The sequence below is a fragment of the Streptosporangiales bacterium genome (assembly GCA_009379955.1).
In the GTDB taxonomy this organism is placed as follows: domain Bacteria; phylum Actinomycetota; class Actinomycetes; order Streptosporangiales; family WHST01; genus WHST01.
Genome location: WHST01000052.1, coordinates 23483 through 41312, shown reverse-complemented (window position 1 = coordinate 41312; position 17830 = coordinate 23483). Strand labels below are relative to the sequence as shown.

General features: G+C 70.7%; 16 protein-coding genes. 13 read left to right on the top strand and 3 right to left on the bottom strand.

Annotated elements, in window-relative coordinates; translation table 11 throughout:
• The 3 genes from GEV10_16635 to GEV10_16625 all read left to right on the top strand — a co-directional run.
• Nucleotides 1-690 (top strand): LLM class flavin-dependent oxidoreductase (locus tag GEV10_16635; GenBank protein MQA80084.1); only part of this gene is annotated, 690 nt, incomplete at its 5' end.
• Nucleotides 691-820: 130 nt separating this feature from the next.
• On the top strand, nucleotides 821-2143 hold the full coding sequence (locus GEV10_16630) for a hypothetical protein (GenBank protein ID MQA80083.1): 1323 nt from the start codon (nucleotides 821-823) through the stop codon (nucleotides 2141-2143).
• Between the two features lie 16 nt (nucleotides 2144-2159).
• The gene (locus GEV10_16625; GenBank protein MQA80082.1) at nucleotides 2160-3746 is read left to right on the top strand and encodes a UbiD family decarboxylase; all 1587 of its coding nucleotides are present in this window, start codon (nucleotides 2160-2162) and stop codon (nucleotides 3744-3746) included.
• Here the strand turns inward: GEV10_16625 and GEV10_16620 are convergent.
• Nucleotides 3695-4441, bottom strand: a complete 747-nt coding sequence (locus GEV10_16620) for an alpha/beta fold hydrolase (protein ID MQA80081.1) — start codon at nucleotides 4439-4441, stop codon at nucleotides 3695-3697. The genes GEV10_16625 and GEV10_16620 overlap by 52 nt on opposite strands.
• A gap of 450 nt (nucleotides 4442-4891) precedes the next feature.
• Here GEV10_16620 and GEV10_16615 point away from each other — a divergent pair, with 450 nt between their 5' ends.
• Genes GEV10_16615 through GEV10_16575 form a run of 9 tightly spaced genes read left to right on the top strand, consistent with a single transcriptional unit; the run spans nucleotide 4892 to nucleotide 12195 of the window.
• Complete coding sequence (locus GEV10_16615) at nucleotides 4892-5755, top strand: ATP-binding cassette domain-containing protein (GenBank protein ID MQA80080.1); 864 nt, start codon at nucleotides 4892-4894, stop codon at nucleotides 5753-5755.
• Nucleotides 5756-5784: 29 nt separating this feature from the next.
• On the top strand, nucleotides 5785-6528 hold the full coding sequence (locus GEV10_16610) for an ABC transporter permease subunit (protein ID MQA80079.1): 744 nt from the start codon (nucleotides 5785-5787) through the stop codon (nucleotides 6526-6528).
• A gap of 40 nt (nucleotides 6529-6568) precedes the next feature.
• On the top strand, nucleotides 6569-7132 hold the full coding sequence (locus GEV10_16605; protein ID MQA80078.1) for a hypothetical protein: 564 nt from the start codon (nucleotides 6569-6571) through the stop codon (nucleotides 7130-7132).
• Complete coding sequence (locus GEV10_16600; protein MQA80077.1) at nucleotides 6814-7650, top strand: hypothetical protein; 837 nt, start codon at nucleotides 6814-6816, stop codon at nucleotides 7648-7650. The genes GEV10_16605 and GEV10_16600 overlap by 319 nt, the downstream gene beginning before the upstream one ends.
• On the top strand, nucleotides 7647-8438 hold the full coding sequence (locus GEV10_16595; protein ID MQA80076.1) for an ABC transporter permease subunit: 792 nt from the start codon (nucleotides 7647-7649) through the stop codon (nucleotides 8436-8438). The genes GEV10_16600 and GEV10_16595 overlap by 4 nt, the downstream gene beginning before the upstream one ends.
• Nucleotides 8439-8470: 32 nt before the next feature.
• Nucleotides 8471-9493 (top strand): hypothetical protein, encoded by a 1023-nt coding sequence (locus tag GEV10_16590; protein MQA80075.1) that lies wholly within the window; start codon nucleotides 8471-8473, stop codon nucleotides 9491-9493.
• A gap of 15 nt (nucleotides 9494-9508) precedes the next feature.
• The gene (locus GEV10_16585) at nucleotides 9509-9928 is read left to right on the top strand and encodes a cupin domain-containing protein (GenBank protein MQA80074.1); all 420 of its coding nucleotides are present in this window, start codon (nucleotides 9509-9511) and stop codon (nucleotides 9926-9928) included.
• Entirely contained in the window at nucleotides 9918-11345 is a 1428-nt protein-coding gene (locus GEV10_16580) for an amidohydrolase family protein (GenBank protein MQA80073.1), read from the top strand. Before GEV10_16585 ends, GEV10_16580 begins: the two co-directional genes overlap by 11 nt.
• A gap of 40 nt (nucleotides 11346-11385) precedes the next feature.
• A complete protein-coding gene (locus tag GEV10_16575) occupies nucleotides 11386-12195 on the top strand; it encodes a helix-turn-helix domain-containing protein (protein MQA80072.1) in 810 nt (269 codons plus the stop codon).
• Here the strand turns inward: GEV10_16575 and GEV10_16570 are convergent.
• Nucleotides 12141-13112, bottom strand: a complete 972-nt coding sequence (locus GEV10_16570) for a TIGR03560 family F420-dependent LLM class oxidoreductase (protein MQA80071.1) — start codon at nucleotides 13110-13112, stop codon at nucleotides 12141-12143. The two genes, GEV10_16575 and GEV10_16570, sit on opposite strands and share 55 nt — an antisense overlap.
• A 785-nt stretch (nucleotides 13113-13897) precedes the next feature.
• A complete protein-coding gene (locus GEV10_16565; protein MQA80070.1) occupies nucleotides 13898-14587 on the bottom strand; it encodes an MBL fold metallo-hydrolase in 690 nt (229 codons plus the stop codon).
• Nucleotides 14588-14685: 98 nt separating this feature from the next.
• On the opposite strand from GEV10_16565, the gene GEV10_16560 reads away from it, so the two are divergent.
• Nucleotides 14686-17820: an AAA family ATPase gene (locus GEV10_16560; protein MQA80069.1), complete on the top strand. Its 3135-nt coding sequence runs from the start codon at nucleotides 14686-14688 to the stop codon at nucleotides 17818-17820.
• The last annotated feature ends 10 nt before the right edge of the window (nucleotides 17821-17830 follow it).

Here is a 17830-nt window from a genome sequence, read left to right as displayed (position 1 = left end):
TATTCACCCGAGTCGCCCAACGCCTGCTGGCCATGGCCGCCGGGATCTGGCACAACTGGACCACCGGCGTCACCAGCAAACGATCACTCACCGCCTACGACCACTGACCAGCAGCTTCACGGAATCATTCATCTAGGGGCGCCGATCGAGGACGAGTTCGGTCGATTCGGCGAACCAACCGATCCCAAGCAGATCGCCGCGGCACTCGATGAGGGCCTCGATGCGCTGGCTCTGTTGTGGTCCGGTGAACCAGTCGACTACCGGGGTGAGCATGTCTTGCTCGACGATGTCTTGTGCCTGCCGACGCCCCTGCAGCGACCGCGTATTCCGATCTGGGTCGCCGGCCGCTGGCCGAACAAGCCCCCGATGCGTCGCGCTGCCCGCTGGGACGGGGTTATCCCCCTTTTGCCCGGCACCGAAACCGGCCAGGTGCCGTCACCAGCCGACGTGACTCGGCTGGTGAACTACATCGCGGACCACCGCGCCGAGGCAAACGTGCACGACCAGCCCTTCGACGTCGTGATCGGAGGAACCACGACCCCGACAACCGCGGCTGTCGAGCACGTGGCACGAGTGGCCGACGCCGGTGCCACCTGGTGGGACGAGCAGAGACCCTTCGACGACCACGTCGGCGAACTCGACCCGGTCCTGCGCCGCATCGAGCAGGGACCACCGCGAATCACCGTGTAGCGACAGGGCCGGTCATGGCGTGACCGGATCGGACGCTTGATCTAAGTCAATGACTTAAGTAGCGTAGCGCCGTTCTGTGCGCCACCTCGCCGAGCGTGCCCCGGCAGACGCGCAGGCCGGAGGAGGCCTCATGTCCGGACTCGACGTCGGGGTGCACGAACGTGTCGGCCTCGGCACCGCCGTCGGCATCGGGTTCCAGAACATCCTGTGCCTCGCCGGCTTGTTCCTGTTCCCCGGCCTGCTCGGCAGCACGTTCGAGCTGTCGCCGTCCGACACCGCGTACCTGTACGGCATCACGTTCATGACCTCGGGCCTGGTGGTGATCCTCCAGGCGGTGCTGCTCCTGCGGCTGCCGATCGTGCAGGGTCCGTTCGCGGGCGTCTTCGCGGCGGTCCTCGTGACGGGTCAGCAGCGCGGCGGGCTCGGCACCGCCTTCGGCTCGCTGTTCGTCGCCTGCGCGATCTGGTGCGTGCTCGCCCTGCCGTTCCGGCGGTTCAGCGTGGTCGGGCGGATGTCCCGCTACCTGCGGCTGCCGGTCGTCGCCGGCGTGATCCTGATCGTCATGTCCGCCCAGCTGGCGACGATCGTGCTGCCCGGCTGGATCGGCCGGCCCGGCACGCCGGGCTTCCCCGGTACCAACGTCCTCGTCGCGGTCGTCGCGGCACTGGTCGTGGTCGTCTGCATGCGCGCGCCGTCCACGATCCTGCGGCGCGGCGCGGTCCTGTGGGGCGTCGCGCTCGGGGCGCTGCTCTACACGCTCCTCGCGTCGACGTCGTGGAGTCACGTGCTCGACGCGCAGCTGTTCAGCACACCCCGCTTCTTCCCGTTCGGCTTCGGCGTCGACGCGGTCGCCGTCGTCATCTTCTTCATCGTGCTGTTCCCCGCCATCGCCGAGACGGTGGCCACGTACGAGATCGTCGCCGAGTGGAGCGGCGAGCCACTGCCACCGCAGCGCGTGGCGCAGGGCGTCTTTGGTGAGGTCCTGGGCAGCACGATCGGGGCGCTCTTCGGCGGTATGGCGACGCTCGCGTACCCCGACAACGTCGCGCTGCTGCGCGTCACCCGCGTCGGCTCGCGCTACGTGACGCTCACGACGGGGATCATCCTGCTGGTGCTCGGCGGCTTCGGCTTCTTCGACGCCGCACTCGTCGCGATCCCGCCGCCGGTGCTGTCCGGCGCGACGGCCGTCCTGTTCGGCCTGCTGTTCGCCAGTGGCATCGAGGTGCTCGCGCGGGTGCGGTGGGACCAGGGGCACCTGCTCGCGGCGGGCGTGCCGTTCATCGTCTCCATCGGTGCGCTCTTCACCCCGCCGGACGTCCAGGCGCACCTGCCGTCGCTGGTGCGGCTGCTGATCGGGCAGCCGCTGGTGACGGGTACGGTCCTGTCGCTGGTCGCCGTCCTCGTCTTCCGGCTGCACCGGACCCACCAACCGACCCCCGCGACCGGGGCCTGACGAAAGGGCGACGCCCGTGGCATACCCGTACCGGGACTTCCGCGAGTACCTCGACGTGCTCGAGGGCCGCGGGCTGCTGGTGCGGGTCGACCGCGCCGTCGACAAGGACACCGAGCTGATCCCGTTGGTACGGCTGCAGTTCCGCGGCCTGCCCGAGGAGCGGCGACGCGCGTTCCGCTTCGACAATGTCGTCGACGGTCGCGGCCGGACGTTCGACGGCTCCACGGTCGTCGGCGCGTTCGCCGCGTCGCGGGAGATCTACGCTGCCGCGCTCGGCACCGATCTCGCCGGCGTCGGCGGGGTGTGGCAGCAGGCGCTGTCCTCTCCCGTGGAGCCGGTCGTCGTCGACACCGGGCCGTGCAAGGAGGTCGTCCTCACCTCGGCCGCCGAGCTCGAGGCGAGCGGCGGCGTCGACGCGTTCCCGCACCCCGTCTCCACGCCGGGCTTCGACAACGCGCCGTTCCTCACCTCGCCGTACTGGGTGACCAAGGACCCGGACGACGGCGTCTACAACCTCGGCGTGTACCGGGGCATGATCAAGGGACCCACCGGCGTCGGCCTCCAGATGGACACGCCGTCGCAGCACATCGCCGTCCACCTGCGCAAGGCGAGGGCACGCGGGGAGAGGCTGGAGGCGGCGGTCGTCCTCGGCGCGCTCCCCGCACTCGGTCTCGCGAGCGCGCAGAAGGTGCCGTACGGCGTCAGTGAGTACGCGATCACGGGCGGGCTCATGGGCGAGCCGCTCGACGTGGTGCGCTGCGAGACGGTCGACCTCGTCGTGCCCGCGACCGCCGAGATCGTCATCGAGGGCACCATCGACCCGACGTACCTCGAGCCGGAGGGACCGTTCGGCGAGGCGAGCGGCTACATGGGCCCGCGCACCGAGTCGCCCGTGCTCGAGGTGACCGCGATCACCCACCGGCGCGCTCCCGTGGTGCAGGCGTTCATCAGCGAGTTCCCGCCGAGCGAGTCGACGCTGATGCGCAAGGTGGGCTTCGAGGCCGTCTACCGGCGGTTCCTGCGGGAGAGCTGCAACATCGGGTCGGTCCGCGACGTCACGCTGTACGAGGCCGCGTCGGTCAACATGGTGTTCGTCATCCGGCTGCACGACCCGACGCCCGGCCAGGCGTGGCAGGCCATGTACGCGGCGTCCGGGTACGAGCCGTCGCTGGGCAAGATCGTCATCGCCGTCGACGACGACATCGACACGTCCGACCTGGAGTCCGTGCTCTGGGCGCTCAGCTTCCGCATGCAGCCGCACCGCGATGTCCGCGTGCTCGACAACAAGCTGCCCAGGCTCGACCCGTCGCTGCCTCCGGTGCCCGGGGTCGAGGTCGGCGCGGACGCGTCCGCGCTCCTGATCGACGCGACGCGGCACGTGCCGTACCCGCCGACCTCGTTGCCGAGCGACGAGCACATGCAGCGGGCGCAGGAACTGTGGCGCGAGCTCGGCCTGCCTGAGCTGACGCTGCGCGACCCGGTGCACGGGTACGAGCTCGGCGGCTGGACCGACGAGAACCGGGAGGAGGCGAGGCTCGCCGTGCTGGGGCGCTACCTGGAGACGGGACGGAAGCTCGCCGAGCGCGGACGGTCGGAGTCGTGAACCTCTGACGCGTACGCGGTCAACCGAGCGGCGAGCTCCGCCGGCTCGCTCAGCGCGAGCAGGTGCCCGCCCGGCATCTCGTCTATCGCGTCCATGCCGAGCCGCTCACGCGCGATGCGGCGCTGGAACTCGGGTGGGAAGAACCGGTCGTCGCGTCCCTGCAGGAACCTGGTCGGCACGTCGGGCCACGACTCCCGCGGCCAGGGCTGGGCGAAGACCGCATCGAGCTCCGCCACCTCGGTGCCCGCGGCGAACGCCTCCTCGGTGACCTCCGGCGGCACGTCGTGGAAGAAGTCCGTCCGCAGGTCGAACTCGGTCGGCCTGCCGTCCCTGACGGCCCGCGCGGTCATCGCCTCGCCCTGACCCGTGTTCTCCCACCAGTCGCCGGCCGTCTCGCCCGGCGCGGGGACCATCGGGTTCAGCAGGACGAGCAGGTCGACCGGCAGCCGGTCGCAGACGAGCGGCCCGGTGATGGCGCCCAGCGACTGGGCGACCACGACGAGCCGGGTGCGGGTGCGGGTGCCGACCGCCTCGACGACCGCGTCGGCGTACTCGGTGAGTCCCGCCGTGCCCGCGAGCGGGAACTCGACCGTGACCGTCTCGTGGCCGCGGCGCCGCAGCTCGGGGACGACCCGGTGCCAGTACCAGGCCCGGCCGTCGGAGCCGGGGATGAGCACGAACGTCGTCTTGTCCATGGGGTCCTCCTCACTGCGATGTGACTCCCAATCTAGACGCCGGCGACCACCGACCTCCCGCGGTGAAGGTGTGCCGAACATGGCCCACGCGCCATGTTCAGTGCGGCTCGACCGGGGTCACCGCCGCTGAACCCGTGAGGGGCACCCTCACCGCGCCAGAGCACGGTGAGGGTGCCCCTCACGGGGTGCCGCTGAACCCCGCGCTCAGCGCCGGGTACGGCTTGACCAACTGAACGTGATCATTCGCGCGCCACCCAGGGCGTGGTGGCAGGGCCCGTTGACGTTCCGACGAGGTGCGTCGCTCGCCGGAGATCGGCTCTTGACGATATGACTGTCATACAGCAATCTATCGCTCAACGGAAAGGTGTCCTCCGTAACACGGAAGAAACATTCGTCGTGTGCCCGTGACCGCTCCTCGATCACGAGCCCCTCTCGCTCCGGGAGCCGGTCATGAGAAACCGCGTCCAGTCGACGACCGAGTCCGAGGGGGCACCGGACTCCGTCGCCCACGCGCCGAAGATCGCCGCGGACCGGATCGTCAGGACGTTCAAGCACGGGAAGTCCCAGGACGAGCTCGTCGCGCTGCAGGACGTCTCGTTCGAGGTCGAGCAGGGGGAGTTCCTCTCGATCATCGGGCCGAGCGGCTGCGGCAAGACGACCCTGCTGCGGATCATCGCCAGCCTCACCCCGGCCGACTCCGGCGCGATCAGGATCGACGGACGTCCCGTCGTCGAGCCGGGACCCGAGCGCGCGATGGTGTTCCAGCACTTCGGGCTCTACCCGTGGAAGACCATCCTCGACAACGTCAAGTTCCCCCTCGCGATCCGCAAGGTGCCCGACGCCGAGGCGACGGCAGCCGCTCGGGCGCAGCTGCGGCGCGTGGGCCTGGCGGCGAGCTTCGAGAAGAGCCACCCGCATCAGCTGTCCGGCGGCATGCAGCAGCGCGTCGGCCTGGCCAGGGCCCTGGCGACCGACGCCGAGATCCTGCTGATGGACGAGCCGTTCGGCGCGATCGACGCGCAGACCCGCGAGATCATGCAGGGCGACCTGTCGCGGCTGGTCGCCCAGGCGACCAAGACCGTCGTCCTCGTGACGCACGACATCGACGAGGCGGTCCTGATGGCCGACCGCGTGCTCGTCCTCACCGGTGCTCCCGGCCGCGTGTTCGAGATCGTCGACGTCGACCTGCCGCGCCCGCGCTGGGAGTACGACGTCCACGCGCACCCGCGGTACGCCGCCATCCGCCGCACGGTGTGGGACCTGCTCCGCTCACAGATCCGCGACGAGCTGACCGAGGGGAGGGAGGAGGCGTGAAAGGTCCTCGGTTCCTCCGCGCCCTCCCCATGCCCGCCAAACACGCGCTCTTCGCCGCCGTCGTCATGACGGTGTGGGAGGTGGCGGGACTGTTCGCCAACCCGATCCTGTGGCCGCCGCTGCACGACGTCGTCCTCGCGTTCGGGTCGATCCTGTTCGACGGCTCACTCGTGGCGGCGCTCGGCCAGAGCCTCGTCCTGCTGGTGCTCGGCCTCGCTGCCGCGTTCGTCTCCGGGCTGGTGGTCGGAGTGCTCGTCGGCCGTTCCAGAATGGTCGAGCGTTCGGTGCTGCCGTTCCTCGGCGCCCTGTACGCGATGCCGATCATCGCCCTGGTGCCGCTGCTGCTCGTGTGGTTCGGGTTCGGACTGACGGGCCGCGTGATCGTGGTCTGGCTCATCGCGTTCTTCCCGATGCTCGTCAACGTCTACGCCGGCGTGCGGGACACGCCGGAGGACCTCATCGAGGTCGCCCACTCCTTCAACCTGCGCGGCGAGCTGTCCCTGCTGCGCAACGTGGTGCTGCCCAGCGCCGTCCCGCTGATCATGGCGGGCGTGCGGCTGTCGATCGGACGCGCGATCGTCGGCATGGCTGTCGCCGAGGTCTACCTCAGGCTCGGCGGGATCGGCGCCCTGATCTCCACGTACGGCTCGGTCTTCCGCACCGACTACGTGCTCGCGTGCATCCTGCCGCTCCCGCTGCTCGGCATCATCCTGACCAAGCTCGCCGGGCGGGTCGAGCACCGCTTCCAGTACTGGCGCCCGCAGGCCACCTAACCCGACTCCGAAGAACACTCCAACGACAGGCTGGTGTGACATGGAACGCTCGAACAGCTGGTCGACACGACCCCGCACGAGACTCGTCGGCGTCCTGGCGTGCGTCCTGATGTCGGGGGCGCTGGCAGGGTGCGGCGGTGGCGGCGAGTCCGCCACCCTCGGCAGCGGGTCCGAGGGCAAGGACCTGCCGACGTACGACCTCAAGGGCGAGAAGGTGCGCGTCACCTTCGGCGACGCGAGTGCCCAGTCGCTCGGCAACCAGTACATGGCGAGCCAACTGAAGAAGTGGGGCGCCGAGGTCGACGAGATCACCCTGACGACGGCGACCGGGCTCTCGGCCATCGTCGCGGGACGGGCGGACTTCGCTGCCGGTCAGGGCGCCGACGAGGCAGTTCTCGGCCGGTCCAACGGCGCCGACGTGACCGCGATCGGCGCGCCGGACAGCGCCAACTCCTACGTCATCGTGTCGAAGAAGGAGATCAAGGACGTCGGCGACCTCAAGGGCAAGCGTCTCGCGACCTCGGGACCCGGCGGCTTAACACCGCGCTGGCGCACGTCGCGCTGCGCAAGGCCGGCCTCGCCGAGAAGGACGTCAAGTTCGTGACGATCGGCGGCAGCCCGGAGCGGTCGGCGGCACTGCTCACCGGCCAGGTCGACGCCACGGTCATCTTCTTCGCCGACTGGGCGGCCATCGCCGACAGGTCGAAGGACGTGAAGCTGCTGGCGCGCATGGGAGACCTGGTCCCCGCCATTCCCGATCTCTACTACTACGGCAAGTCGTCGTACTGGAAGGAGAACCCGAAGGTCGCCGAGGCCGTCGCCTGCGCCAACCTGCAGGCCAACGCGATCATCGCCAAGGACAAGGACGCCTTCGTCGACTTCGCCGCCAAGAGCATCAAGGGGTCGGACAAGAAGGTGCTCGCCTCCACGTACGACGAGCTGACCAAGCTCGGCAACTGGCCGACCGACCCCGAGAAGATCATGAACGAGGGCGGGCTCGACGGTCTGGTCGAGCTGATGATCGAGTCCGAGACGCTGGACAAGAAGGTCGACACCAAGGGACTCGTCGACCTCAGCTACCTGAAGAAGGCGGCTGACAAGGGGTGCGGAGAGACCGCGTGACCACCGTCGTCGAGGCGCGTGCCACGCGCCGGCGCCGGACGAACGCTCTCACCAGGTACTGGCCGCCGCTCGCGACGGTCGCGGTCGTCCTGGTGGTGTGGGAGATCGTCGGCAGGGCCGTCGACCCGCTGCTGTTCGCCCCGCCGTCCCGTGTCGTCTCGGCGTTCGGTGAGCTCGTCGCCTCGGGCCGGCTGCCCGCGGCGTTCGTCCAGACGATGTCCTACCTGATACCCGGCTTCGCGATCTCCGTCGTCACCGGCATCGCGCTCGGCGTGCTGATCGGGCGGTCGGTGACGTGGGGCAAGCTGCTCGAGCCGTACATCGACGCGATCTACGCCACCCCGCGCGTCGTCATCATCCCGCTGGTGATCGTGTGGTTCGGCGTCGGCTACTCCGGGCGCATGTTCATCATCTGGCTCGGCACCGTCATCCCGATCATCCTCAACACGGCCGTCGGCGTGCGCTACACCCGCGCGGACCTGATCGAGACGGCGCGCAGCTTCCTCGCGACGGAACGGCACCTCGTCCGCCACGTCGTGCTCCCCGGTGCCGTGCCGTTCGTCGTCTCCGGCCTGCGGATCGGCGCCGAGCGCGCGCTCGTCGGCGCGGTGATCGCCGAGGTGTTCCTGTCGCTCACCGGCATCGGCGGGATCATCCAGACCGAGGCCGAGCGCTTCAACACCGCATACGTGCTCGCGGCCGCGTCCGTCTACGCGGCGTTCGGCTGGCTCATCATCACCGCGCTCGGCGCGCTGGAGAACCGCTTCGCCGTCTGGCGCTCCCGCTGACCCCGTCACCCTCCTCGAACGAAAGGTCGTCGATGGCCGCGAAAGAGTTCCTGTACGTGTCCAACGCGGACGTGAAGGCCCTGCTGACGCCGGCCGACGCCGTGCGACTGGCGCGCGAGACGCTCGTCGAGTACGCGAACGACGCGATCGACTGGTCCGAGCCGCGCCAGGCCAACCTCGCCGTCCGCGACTCGCTGACGCGCTACAAGGTCAAGGGCTGCGTGCTGCACGACACCGGGGTCGCGGGCTTCCGTGTGCTCTCGCTGCACCGCTCAGAGGAGGGCTACGCGCTCGCGGCGCACCGGCCGACCAAGAACGTCATGCTGAGCGACCCGGCGACGGGGGAGTTCTTCGGTATCGTCGACGAGCGCTGGGGGTACGGGCTGCGCACCGGCGCCTGCGCGGCGGTCGCCATCGAGTGCCTGCGTACGCCGGACAGCACCGACTGCTCGATCCTCGGCACCGGGCACATGGCGTACGCCACCGCGCTGACCGTCAACGAGGTCATGCCACTCGACCACATGCGCGTGTACTCCCGCGATCCGCAGCGACGCAAGGCGTTCGCCGACCGGCTGAGCACGGAGCTCGGCATCACCGTGACCGCTTCCGACGACGCCGAGTCGTGCGTGCGCGACGCGAGCGTCGTCATCACCGCGACCGAGGCGATGAGCCCGATCGTCGAGTACGCGTGGTTGCGACCCGGCGTCGTCGTCTACGCCATGGGCGGCGGCCAGGAGTGCGACCTCGACTGCTACCGGCGGATGCGGTTCCTCGTCGACGAGCGTGAGCAGATCGCCATCTGTACGGAGATGCGCGCGTGGCGCGAGGACGGCACGTACGACTCGCTCGTGGTCGAGGCCGACCTCGCCGAGGTCGTCACCGGCAGGGCGGGACAGCGTACGAATCCGGAGGACCAGTTCCTCGTCCGCAGCCAGGGCCTGCAGACGCAGGACGTCAGGCAGGCGTACTGGGTCTACGAGCAGGCGCGGAAGCACGGTCGCGGGATCAGTCTCGAGCCCGCCCTGACCGAGCGCGCAGGCGACCCGCTGTTCTGAGGCAGGAGGCATCTCGTGACGGAATCCCTACCGGAGCCGAAGGTCAAGCTCACCTCGCTGACGGGCGGCACGGAACGCCCGATGAACGACGACAAGGGGATCGCGCGCGACCTCGTGGGCGCGGCCGACGGTGCCCGCAACGTCGACGTGCACGTCAACGTCATCAAGCCGAACACCCCGCCCGCGCCGTACCACTACCACGCGCACGCGGAGAACGTGTACATCGTGCTGGAGGGCACGGCCGAGGCGATCGTCGGCGGGGAGAGGATGCGACTGAACCCGCACGACGTCGCGTTCATCCCGCCTGGTGTTCCGCACGCCGCCGGCAGCACCGCCGACGGTCCCGTCACGATGATCGAGATCTACGCGCCGGTCGGCAGGGACTTCCACGTCGTCGAGCCTCCCCCAGTCGTGAGTCCCGGGGATGGGTCCTGAGCCGAGAGAGATGAGTCCTGAGCCGGTGGTGACGTCGCGGGCGGACCGCGTCGCCGTCACGGCGCGATGGGTGCTGACCGGTCACCGTTCGGGCACGCCCGAGCTGGTCCCGCACGGCACCGTCGTCGTCCGCGACGGCCGCATCGAGGACGTGACCACGGCGGAGGTGGCGGACGCCAGGCGGATCCGGCTGCCCGGGAACAGCCTGCTGCTGCCCGGTTTCGTGGATGTGCACAGCCACTCGCTCAACGGCCCGCTGTTCCGCGGCATGACCGAGGACCGGTCGCGGGCCGGCACCCAGTCCACGCTGGTCTACGACGTGCTGATGCCCGTGGGAGACCTCGCGGCGACCACGATGACCGACGACGAGGCGCGCGCCGTCTACACCGCGAGCCTGCTGCGCATCCTCGCCGGCGGCACGACGACCACCGTCGACGTGTTCCGGCCCCGCCACCGCGCGTTCCTCGACGCGGCGCGTGACGTCGGCATCCGCGCGTACGGCGCTCCCTACCTGGCGACCCGTACCGTCGCCGGTGTCGACGCGCACGGCACGCCGGTGACGAGAGAGTCGGACGGTCCTGCCCAGCTCGAGCACGCCGTGCAGCTCTTCCGCGAGTACGACGAAGGGCCGGGCGGGCGGATCAGGGTCATGCTGGGGCCGCACTGCACCGACACCTGCTCACCCGCGTACCTGGCGAAGGTGCTCGCGACCGCCCGTGACCTCGGCACGAACATGACGATCCACGTCGCGCAGAGCAGGCCCGAGCTGGCGTACCTGCGACGTCACCACGACTGCACGCCGGTGGAGTTCCTCGCCCGGCACGGCATCTGCGGCCCGGACGTCGTCGCCGCGCACTGCGCGTTCGCGACGCCCGACGACCTGGCCGTGCTCGCCTCTACGGGCACCCCCGTCGCGTGCTGTCCCGCGACGTTCGTGCACTCGGGACGCCATGTCTCGTACCGGACGTTCGTCGACGCGGGCGTCACGACGGGCATCGGCACCGACGGCCACAGCCTGACGTACCTGGAGGAGCTGCGTGTCGCCGGCACGGTCGCGAAGCTGGCGGCGGGCGGTCCGTCCGGGGTCACCTCGGCCGACCTGCTGCGGACCGGCACGGAGGGATCGGCGGCGGTGCTCGGCCGGTCCGACCTCGGTCGCATCGAGCGCGGTGCCCGTGCCGACCTCGTGGGGCTCACGCTGAACGACCCGGGGCTCGAACCCGTGCTCGACCCGCTGAGCACCGCCGTCTGGCACAGCGCGGGCACCGGGGTCGACCTCGTCGTCGTCGACGGAGCCGTCCTCGTCGAGCAGGGTCGACACACGCGGATCGACGCGGCCGCGGTGCGGCGCAGCGCCAATGCCGTGGTCGAGCGGATCTGGGAGACCTTCGCCAGGGCGAGCCCGCCACCCACCTAGAGTGCCGAAGGGGCCGTAGCTCACCAACGGAGGGAGCTCTATGCAGCCGGTCGTACGCGCGCTCGCGGTCCTGCGGTCGCTCGCGCCGACGCCGAACGGCCTGACGCTCGCGCAGCTCGCGGGCTCGCTCGACGTCCCGGTGGGCAGCATGCACCGCCTCCTCGCGGTGCTCGAGCGCGAGGAGTTCGTGACCAGGTCACCGTCCAACAGGCGCTACTTCCTCGGGCCGGGTGCGCGCCAGCTGGCGGAGGAGAGCTCCCGCATGAACGCGCTGCTGGTCACGCCGCATCCCGCCCTGACCGGTGCCGCCGACGCGAGCGGCGAGACGGTGTTCCTCACCGAGCTGGTGGGAGACCGGGCGGTGTGCGTGTCGCTCGTCGAGTCCGTGCACGCGCTGCGGATGTTCGTGCGCATCGGCCAGGACCTGCCGCTGCACGCCGCCGCCGCGGCCAGGACCCTGCTCGCGTACGCGACCGAGGACCACGTGCGGCGGCTGCTGGGGTCGCGCCCACTCCACGCGTACACCGACGACACGCTCACCGACGTCGACGCCGTCGTCGGGCATCTCGCCGTGGTCAGGGAGCGTGGGTACGACGTGTGCGACGACGAGCTCGACCGAGGTGTCTGGGCCGTGTCGATGCCCGTCCGCACCTCTACGGGACGGGTGGCCGCGTCGGTGACGCTCGCCGCGCCCGCCTACCGGGTCGCCGACGTGGCCGAGCGCGACCGGATGCGCGGCCTCGTCCGCGACGCGGCCGACGCGATGTCGGCCGACCTCGGCCACCTGTCGGGTCGTCAGGAGAAGCGAGCCACGACCTCTGCCGTACGGCCGAGGAGCTCGTCGTCGTAGGCGAGTCCGGGCACGTAGAAGTTGACGTAGTCGGCGCCGGCCTCGAGTGCCTTCTCGACCCGGCCGGCGATCTCGTCGGTCGTGTCGACGACGAGCCCCGGGTACCTGCCGGTGAAGGTGTCGTAGTCGGCGCTGCCGCGTGCCTTCGTCGACGCCTTCTCCGGGTCGGCGCCGCCCGCCACGGGGAACACGTTGAAGTTGGTCGACTTGATGATCTCGTCGTAGTCACGGCCGACGTCGTCGCAGTGCCTGCGGAGGATCGCGGCCTTCTCCCTGATGGTCTCGGGGTTCCCGGCGCCGATGTTCGCGGCGTCCCCGTACTTCGCCACGAGCCTCAGCGTGACGCGCTCGCCGCCGCCGCCGATCCACAGCGACGGGTGCGGGTCGCGCGCGCCCTTCGGCTCGTTGAACGGCTTGTCGACCGAGTAGTACTTCCCGTCGTAGACGACGTCGTCCTCGGTCCACATCCGGTAGATGATCTCGACGGCCTCGCGGAACGCGCCCATGCGGTCCTTCAGCTCGGGCCACTCGTACCCGTACGCCTTCCACTCGTGCTCGTACCAGCCGGCGCCGATGCCGGCATAGAGCCGCCCGCCCGCCGCGACGTCGACGGTCGACGCCGTCTTGGCGTAGAGCGCGGGGTTGCGGTACCCGTTGCAGCCGACCATCTGGCCGACGTTGACCCGGCTCGTCTCGCGCACGAGCGCGGCGGTCGACGTCCAGCACTCGAAGACGGTGTTCCGCGTCGGCTGGGGGGTGGTGTGGAAGTGGTCGTAGAGCCAGATCGAGTCCCACGGCCCCGCGTCGGCGGCCTTGGCGACGCCGACCATCGCGTCGAACTGCTCGACCGGGTCCGCGATCTCCGCGAGGTCCATCCGCCAGCCCTGCGGAACGAAGATGCCGAATCGTGTCGCCATTCGCACTGACCTCTCTGCTGCTGTCGATGTGGCGCGTCCGCGCCGCCCTCCTTCCTACTCGGTCGCCGGGGTTGGTGCCAAGTGGGGCTGCTTGCTGTGGGCCGTTGCTGTGGGTCCGCTGCCTCACCCCTCTTTTCATTGTGTAAGTCGATCGTCGGGTGTCAAGAATCCGCTTGGCGTTTATTGCGGTGCTCGGGTCTGGCGGAGTCTTGACACCCGACGATCGACCTGAACAGCCCGCGCCTACGGGGTGAGGCAGCTCCTGTGGCTGCCTAGCTTTCCGGTCGCATCTCGCTATTGGTTCGTGATCCGCATCGGTCGGTAATGCGCCTGAATTCACGGAGTATTGTCAGTGGTCGGTCTAGCCTTTGAATATGGACGAAGACACGACCACCACGACACCGGCGGCAGCGTCGGTGTGGGAAGACGTCCTCGGCATCAGCCACCCTGACCCGCCTCGCCGGCACCGACCTGGCGCCGGTGTCCGACTCCGATCTCGACGGTCTTCTCCTCGCCGCCGAAGAAGCCACGCGGAAGATGCCGGTGCTGTTGCAGGCGCTCGCGCGGCAGAGCAACGCCTGCCACTGACAACCCCGGCGGACGTCCCGGTACCGGAACCCGTGAGGGGCACCCTCACCGTGTCGGGGCATGGTGAGGGTGCCGTTCACGGGTGCGCTGCGAGGGTCGTCGGCGGAGCTTCACCTCACCGACGTGGACTTCACCTCGTCCCGGCACGAGGTGAAGTCCACGTTGATCACGTGAACGTGATCAACGGTGCGGGCTGATCAGGCTGGCTCCCACACTGCGGCGTCGTGGGCGAAGATGACCCGTTTCGGATCGAACTCCAGCAGGCGCGTCATCCAGGATGGTGCGCGAGGCAGCGGTTCCGCGTGGCCGAGGATCGGGGCCGAGGCAGCGAGAACGTCCGCGCTCCATGCCGACGCGGTGTCGTGTGACTGGCCTGCCAGCACCACGGAGCCATCGTCACACTCCACCACCAGCGACTGGTGACCGTCGCCGTGGCCAGGGGTGGGTATTACATGCACTCCTGGCCAGATCTCGGCTTCGTCGTCCAGTAGTTCGTACCGGCAGCCGGGATAGTCCACGAGGTGCTCCATCGTGTAGTCACCGGCTCGAGCTGTCGTGAGCTCTTCCCGCTGACAGATGATGGGCCTGCCTGCCAGCAAGGGGTTGCCACCGCAGTGGTCGAAGTGCAGGTGACAGTTCACCACGACGTCGATCTGATCCAGCGCGACTCCGCGATCACCCAGGGCCCGTTGTAACGGGATCCGCTGCGGTCGGTACCAGGCCTCGGTGTCCTCGCCACCTCGACCCAGACCGGTGTCCAGCAGCACCAGGCCGCGATCGTGTCGGATCACGTAGCCGTAGACGGCTTCGACTCGGGGCCGCCCGGTGCCGGTCTCCTCGGGCGGGCGCACGAACGTGCCGAGGAGCAACCTCGCGATGCCATCGATGCGCACAATCACGGATCCTAGCCAGCGCGCCGGTCGCGATATCCACAGTCGGCGGGTCGTGGTGGTGGGGTGTCGGCCGGGGATGGTCCAATCGAATCGTGCACGCCCCGACCTTCCGGTTGGTCCGGCGCCCCCCGGAGACCGGAATCGCCCCGACGCTGGACGACGCCCAGCGTCGCGTCGTCGCGCACCCGGGCGGTCCGCTGCTCGTCCGGGCGGGTCCCGGCACCGGCAAGACGACCACGTTGGTCGAGGCCGTCGTCGACCGGATCGCCGGTCGGGGGTTCGCTCCCGAGCAGGTTCTCGTGCTCACGTTCAGCCGCAAGGCGGCCGCCGAGCTGCGCGAGCGCATCACCGCGCGCCTCGGCCGCACCACGCAGGAGCCGCTCGCGCTGACGTTCCACGCCTACGCGTACGCCTTGGTCCGCAAGGCCGCCGTGGCGAACGGCGAGCCGCCGCCGCGGCTGCTGTCGGGGCCCGAGCACCTCGTCGAGATACGCCGCCTGCTCGCGGGCGAGGTCACCGACGGCGCCACCGAGTGGCCGGAGGCGCTGCGCCCGGCACTGCTCACCCGCGGGTTCGCCGAGGAGGTGCGCGACCTGATGCTGCGGGTCACCGAGCGCGACCACACCTCGGCCGACCTCGACACGCTCGCCGGCGAGTACGGCCGGCGCGAGTGGGAGGCCGTGGCCGGGTTCATGGACCGGTACGCGGGCAGGTTCGACATCGAGTGGGCGCGGGCGTTCGACTACGCGTCGCTCGTCCGGGAGGCGATCACGCTGATGGACGACCCCGACCCGCGCGGCGTGGGTGCGTACGAGCGCGACACCAGGCGTGCGGTGTTCGTCGACGAGTACCAGGACACCGATCCCGCCCAGGAGGGGCTGCTGCGCGCGCTCGCCGGGCAGGGCCGTGACCTCACCGTCGTCGGCGACCCCGACCAGTCCATCTACGGGTTCCGCGGCGCCGAGGTCGGCTGCATCGAACGGTTCCCCGAGGTGTTCCGCACGGTCGACCGGCGGTCGGCCGACGTCGTCGACCTGCGCACCTCCCGGCGCTTCGGCACCACGCTGCTCGCCGCGTCCCGCGGGGTGGCCGCGCGGCTGCCCGGCGGCGCGTCCACGCACCGCATGCTCACATCCGACCGCACCGGCGAGCCCGGCGAGGTCGAGGTCGACCTCGTGCAGAGCCGCGAGCAGGAGGCCGCCCACGTCGCCGACGTGCTGCGTCGCGCCCACCTCGTCGACGGTGTGCCGTGGGAGCGCATGGCCGTGCTCGTCCGCTCCGCGAGCCTGCAGGCGTCGCCGCTGCACCGCGCCCTCACCGCCGCGGGGGTGCCGGTGGTCGTGGCCGGCGACGAGGTGCCGCTGGTGCTCGAACCCGCCGTACGCCCGTTGCTCCTCGCGCTGCGCGCCGTCGTGCGTCCCGACACCCTCGACGAGGAGACCGCCACCGAGCTGCTCTGCGGGCCGCTCGGCGGCGCCGACCGGCTGTCACTGCGCCGGCTGCGGCGTGCGTTGCGCGAGACCGAACAACTCGCCGGTGGCACCCGTCCGGTCACCACGCTGCTGGCGTCCGCCCTGCTCGACGAGCGCGAGCTCACCCTCGTCCCGCCGGAGATCCGCGGCCCCGCCGAGCGGCTGGCCAGGACCCTCGAAGCGACCGCCAAGATCGTGGCGGGCGGCTCGGCGGAGGACGCCCTGTGGGAGCTGTGGCACGGCGCGGGCCTCGCCGAGCGCTGGCGCGACGCGAGCCTGCGCGGCGGGTTCCGTGGCCAGCAGGCCGACCGCGACCTCGACGCCGTCTGCGCGCTGTTCGACGCCGTCGCGCGCTACGCCGACCGTATGCCGGGCGGCAGCGTCGAGAGCTTCCTCGACGACCTGGTGGCGCAGGAGATCCCGGGCGACACCCTTGGCGAGCAGGCCCCGCGCACCGACTCCGTCCGCCTGCTGACCGCCCACCGGTCGAAGGGGCTGGAGTGGGACCTCGTCGTCGTCGCCGGCGTCCAGGACGGCATCTGGCCCGACACCCGGCTGCGCGGCACCCTGCTCGGCGTCGAGGAGTTCGTCGAGGTCGCGCAGGGCAACCAGCCGCTCGTCCCGTCCATCGCCGCCAAGCTGCTCGAGGAGGAGCGGCGGCTGTTCTACGTCGCGGTCACCAGGGCGCGCCGGCGGCTCGTCGTCACCGCCGTGCTCGGCGGCGTCGACGGCGACGAGCAGCCGTCGCGGTTCCTCGGCGACCTGGGCGTCGAGCCCCGCGAGGTCTCGGCGACCCGGATGCGCGCGCTGACTCTGCCGTCGCTGGTGGCGGAGCTGCGCGCGACCGTCGCCGACGCCGGCCGGCTCACCGAGGTGCGGCGCGTGGCCGCCGGTCACCTCGCCCGCCTCGCCGGCGACGGCGTCCGCGGCGCCGACCCCGACGAGTGGTACGCCACGACCACCCCGTCCAGCGACCTCCCGCTGTTCGACGAGGACGAGCGCATCACCCTGTCGCCCTCGCAGGTGGAGGGGTTCGACGCGTGCGGCCTGCGGTGGCTGCTCGAGCGCGCGGTCGGCGCGCAGGACAACGGCGCCCCGCAGACCGTCGGCAACGTCGTACACGCGCTCGCGTCCCTCGTCGCGGAGCCCGGCGAGGCCGACCTCGACGACCTGCAGTCCACCCTGTCGGAGGTGTTCGGCCGGCTCGACTTCGAGAGCCGCTGGTACGCGCGCCGCCGCGAGTCCGATGCGGCGGAGATGGTCGAACGCTTCGTCGGCTGGCACACCCACAACCCGCGCTCCCTGCTCGCGGTGGAGCAGCCGTTCGACGTCGAGACGGGCCGGTTGCGTCTCGCCGGTCGCGTCGACCGGGTCGAGCGCGACCGGCACGGCCGGGCATACGTCGTCGACCTCAAGACCGGCAAGTCGGGTCCGCGCGACGAGGCGATCGGCCGGCACCCGCAGCTCGGCGTCTACCAGCTCGCCGCGCGCCTCGGCGCCTTCGCGGCCCTCGGCGTCGACGAGCCGGGCGGCGCGTCGCTCGTCCACCTGGGCAAGGGCAAGAAGGTCAAGGTGCAGGCGCAGCAGGCGCTCGGCGACGACGACGAGTCCGGCTGGGCCGACGACCTCGTGCAGGGCGTCGCCGCCCGGATGTCGGCGGCGCGGTTCGTCGCCCGCGTCAACCCGTACTGCGGCTCGTGCCGCGTCCGCTCGTCCTGCCCGCTGCAGGACGAGGGCGGCCAGGTTCGCCCATGATGAGCGCAGG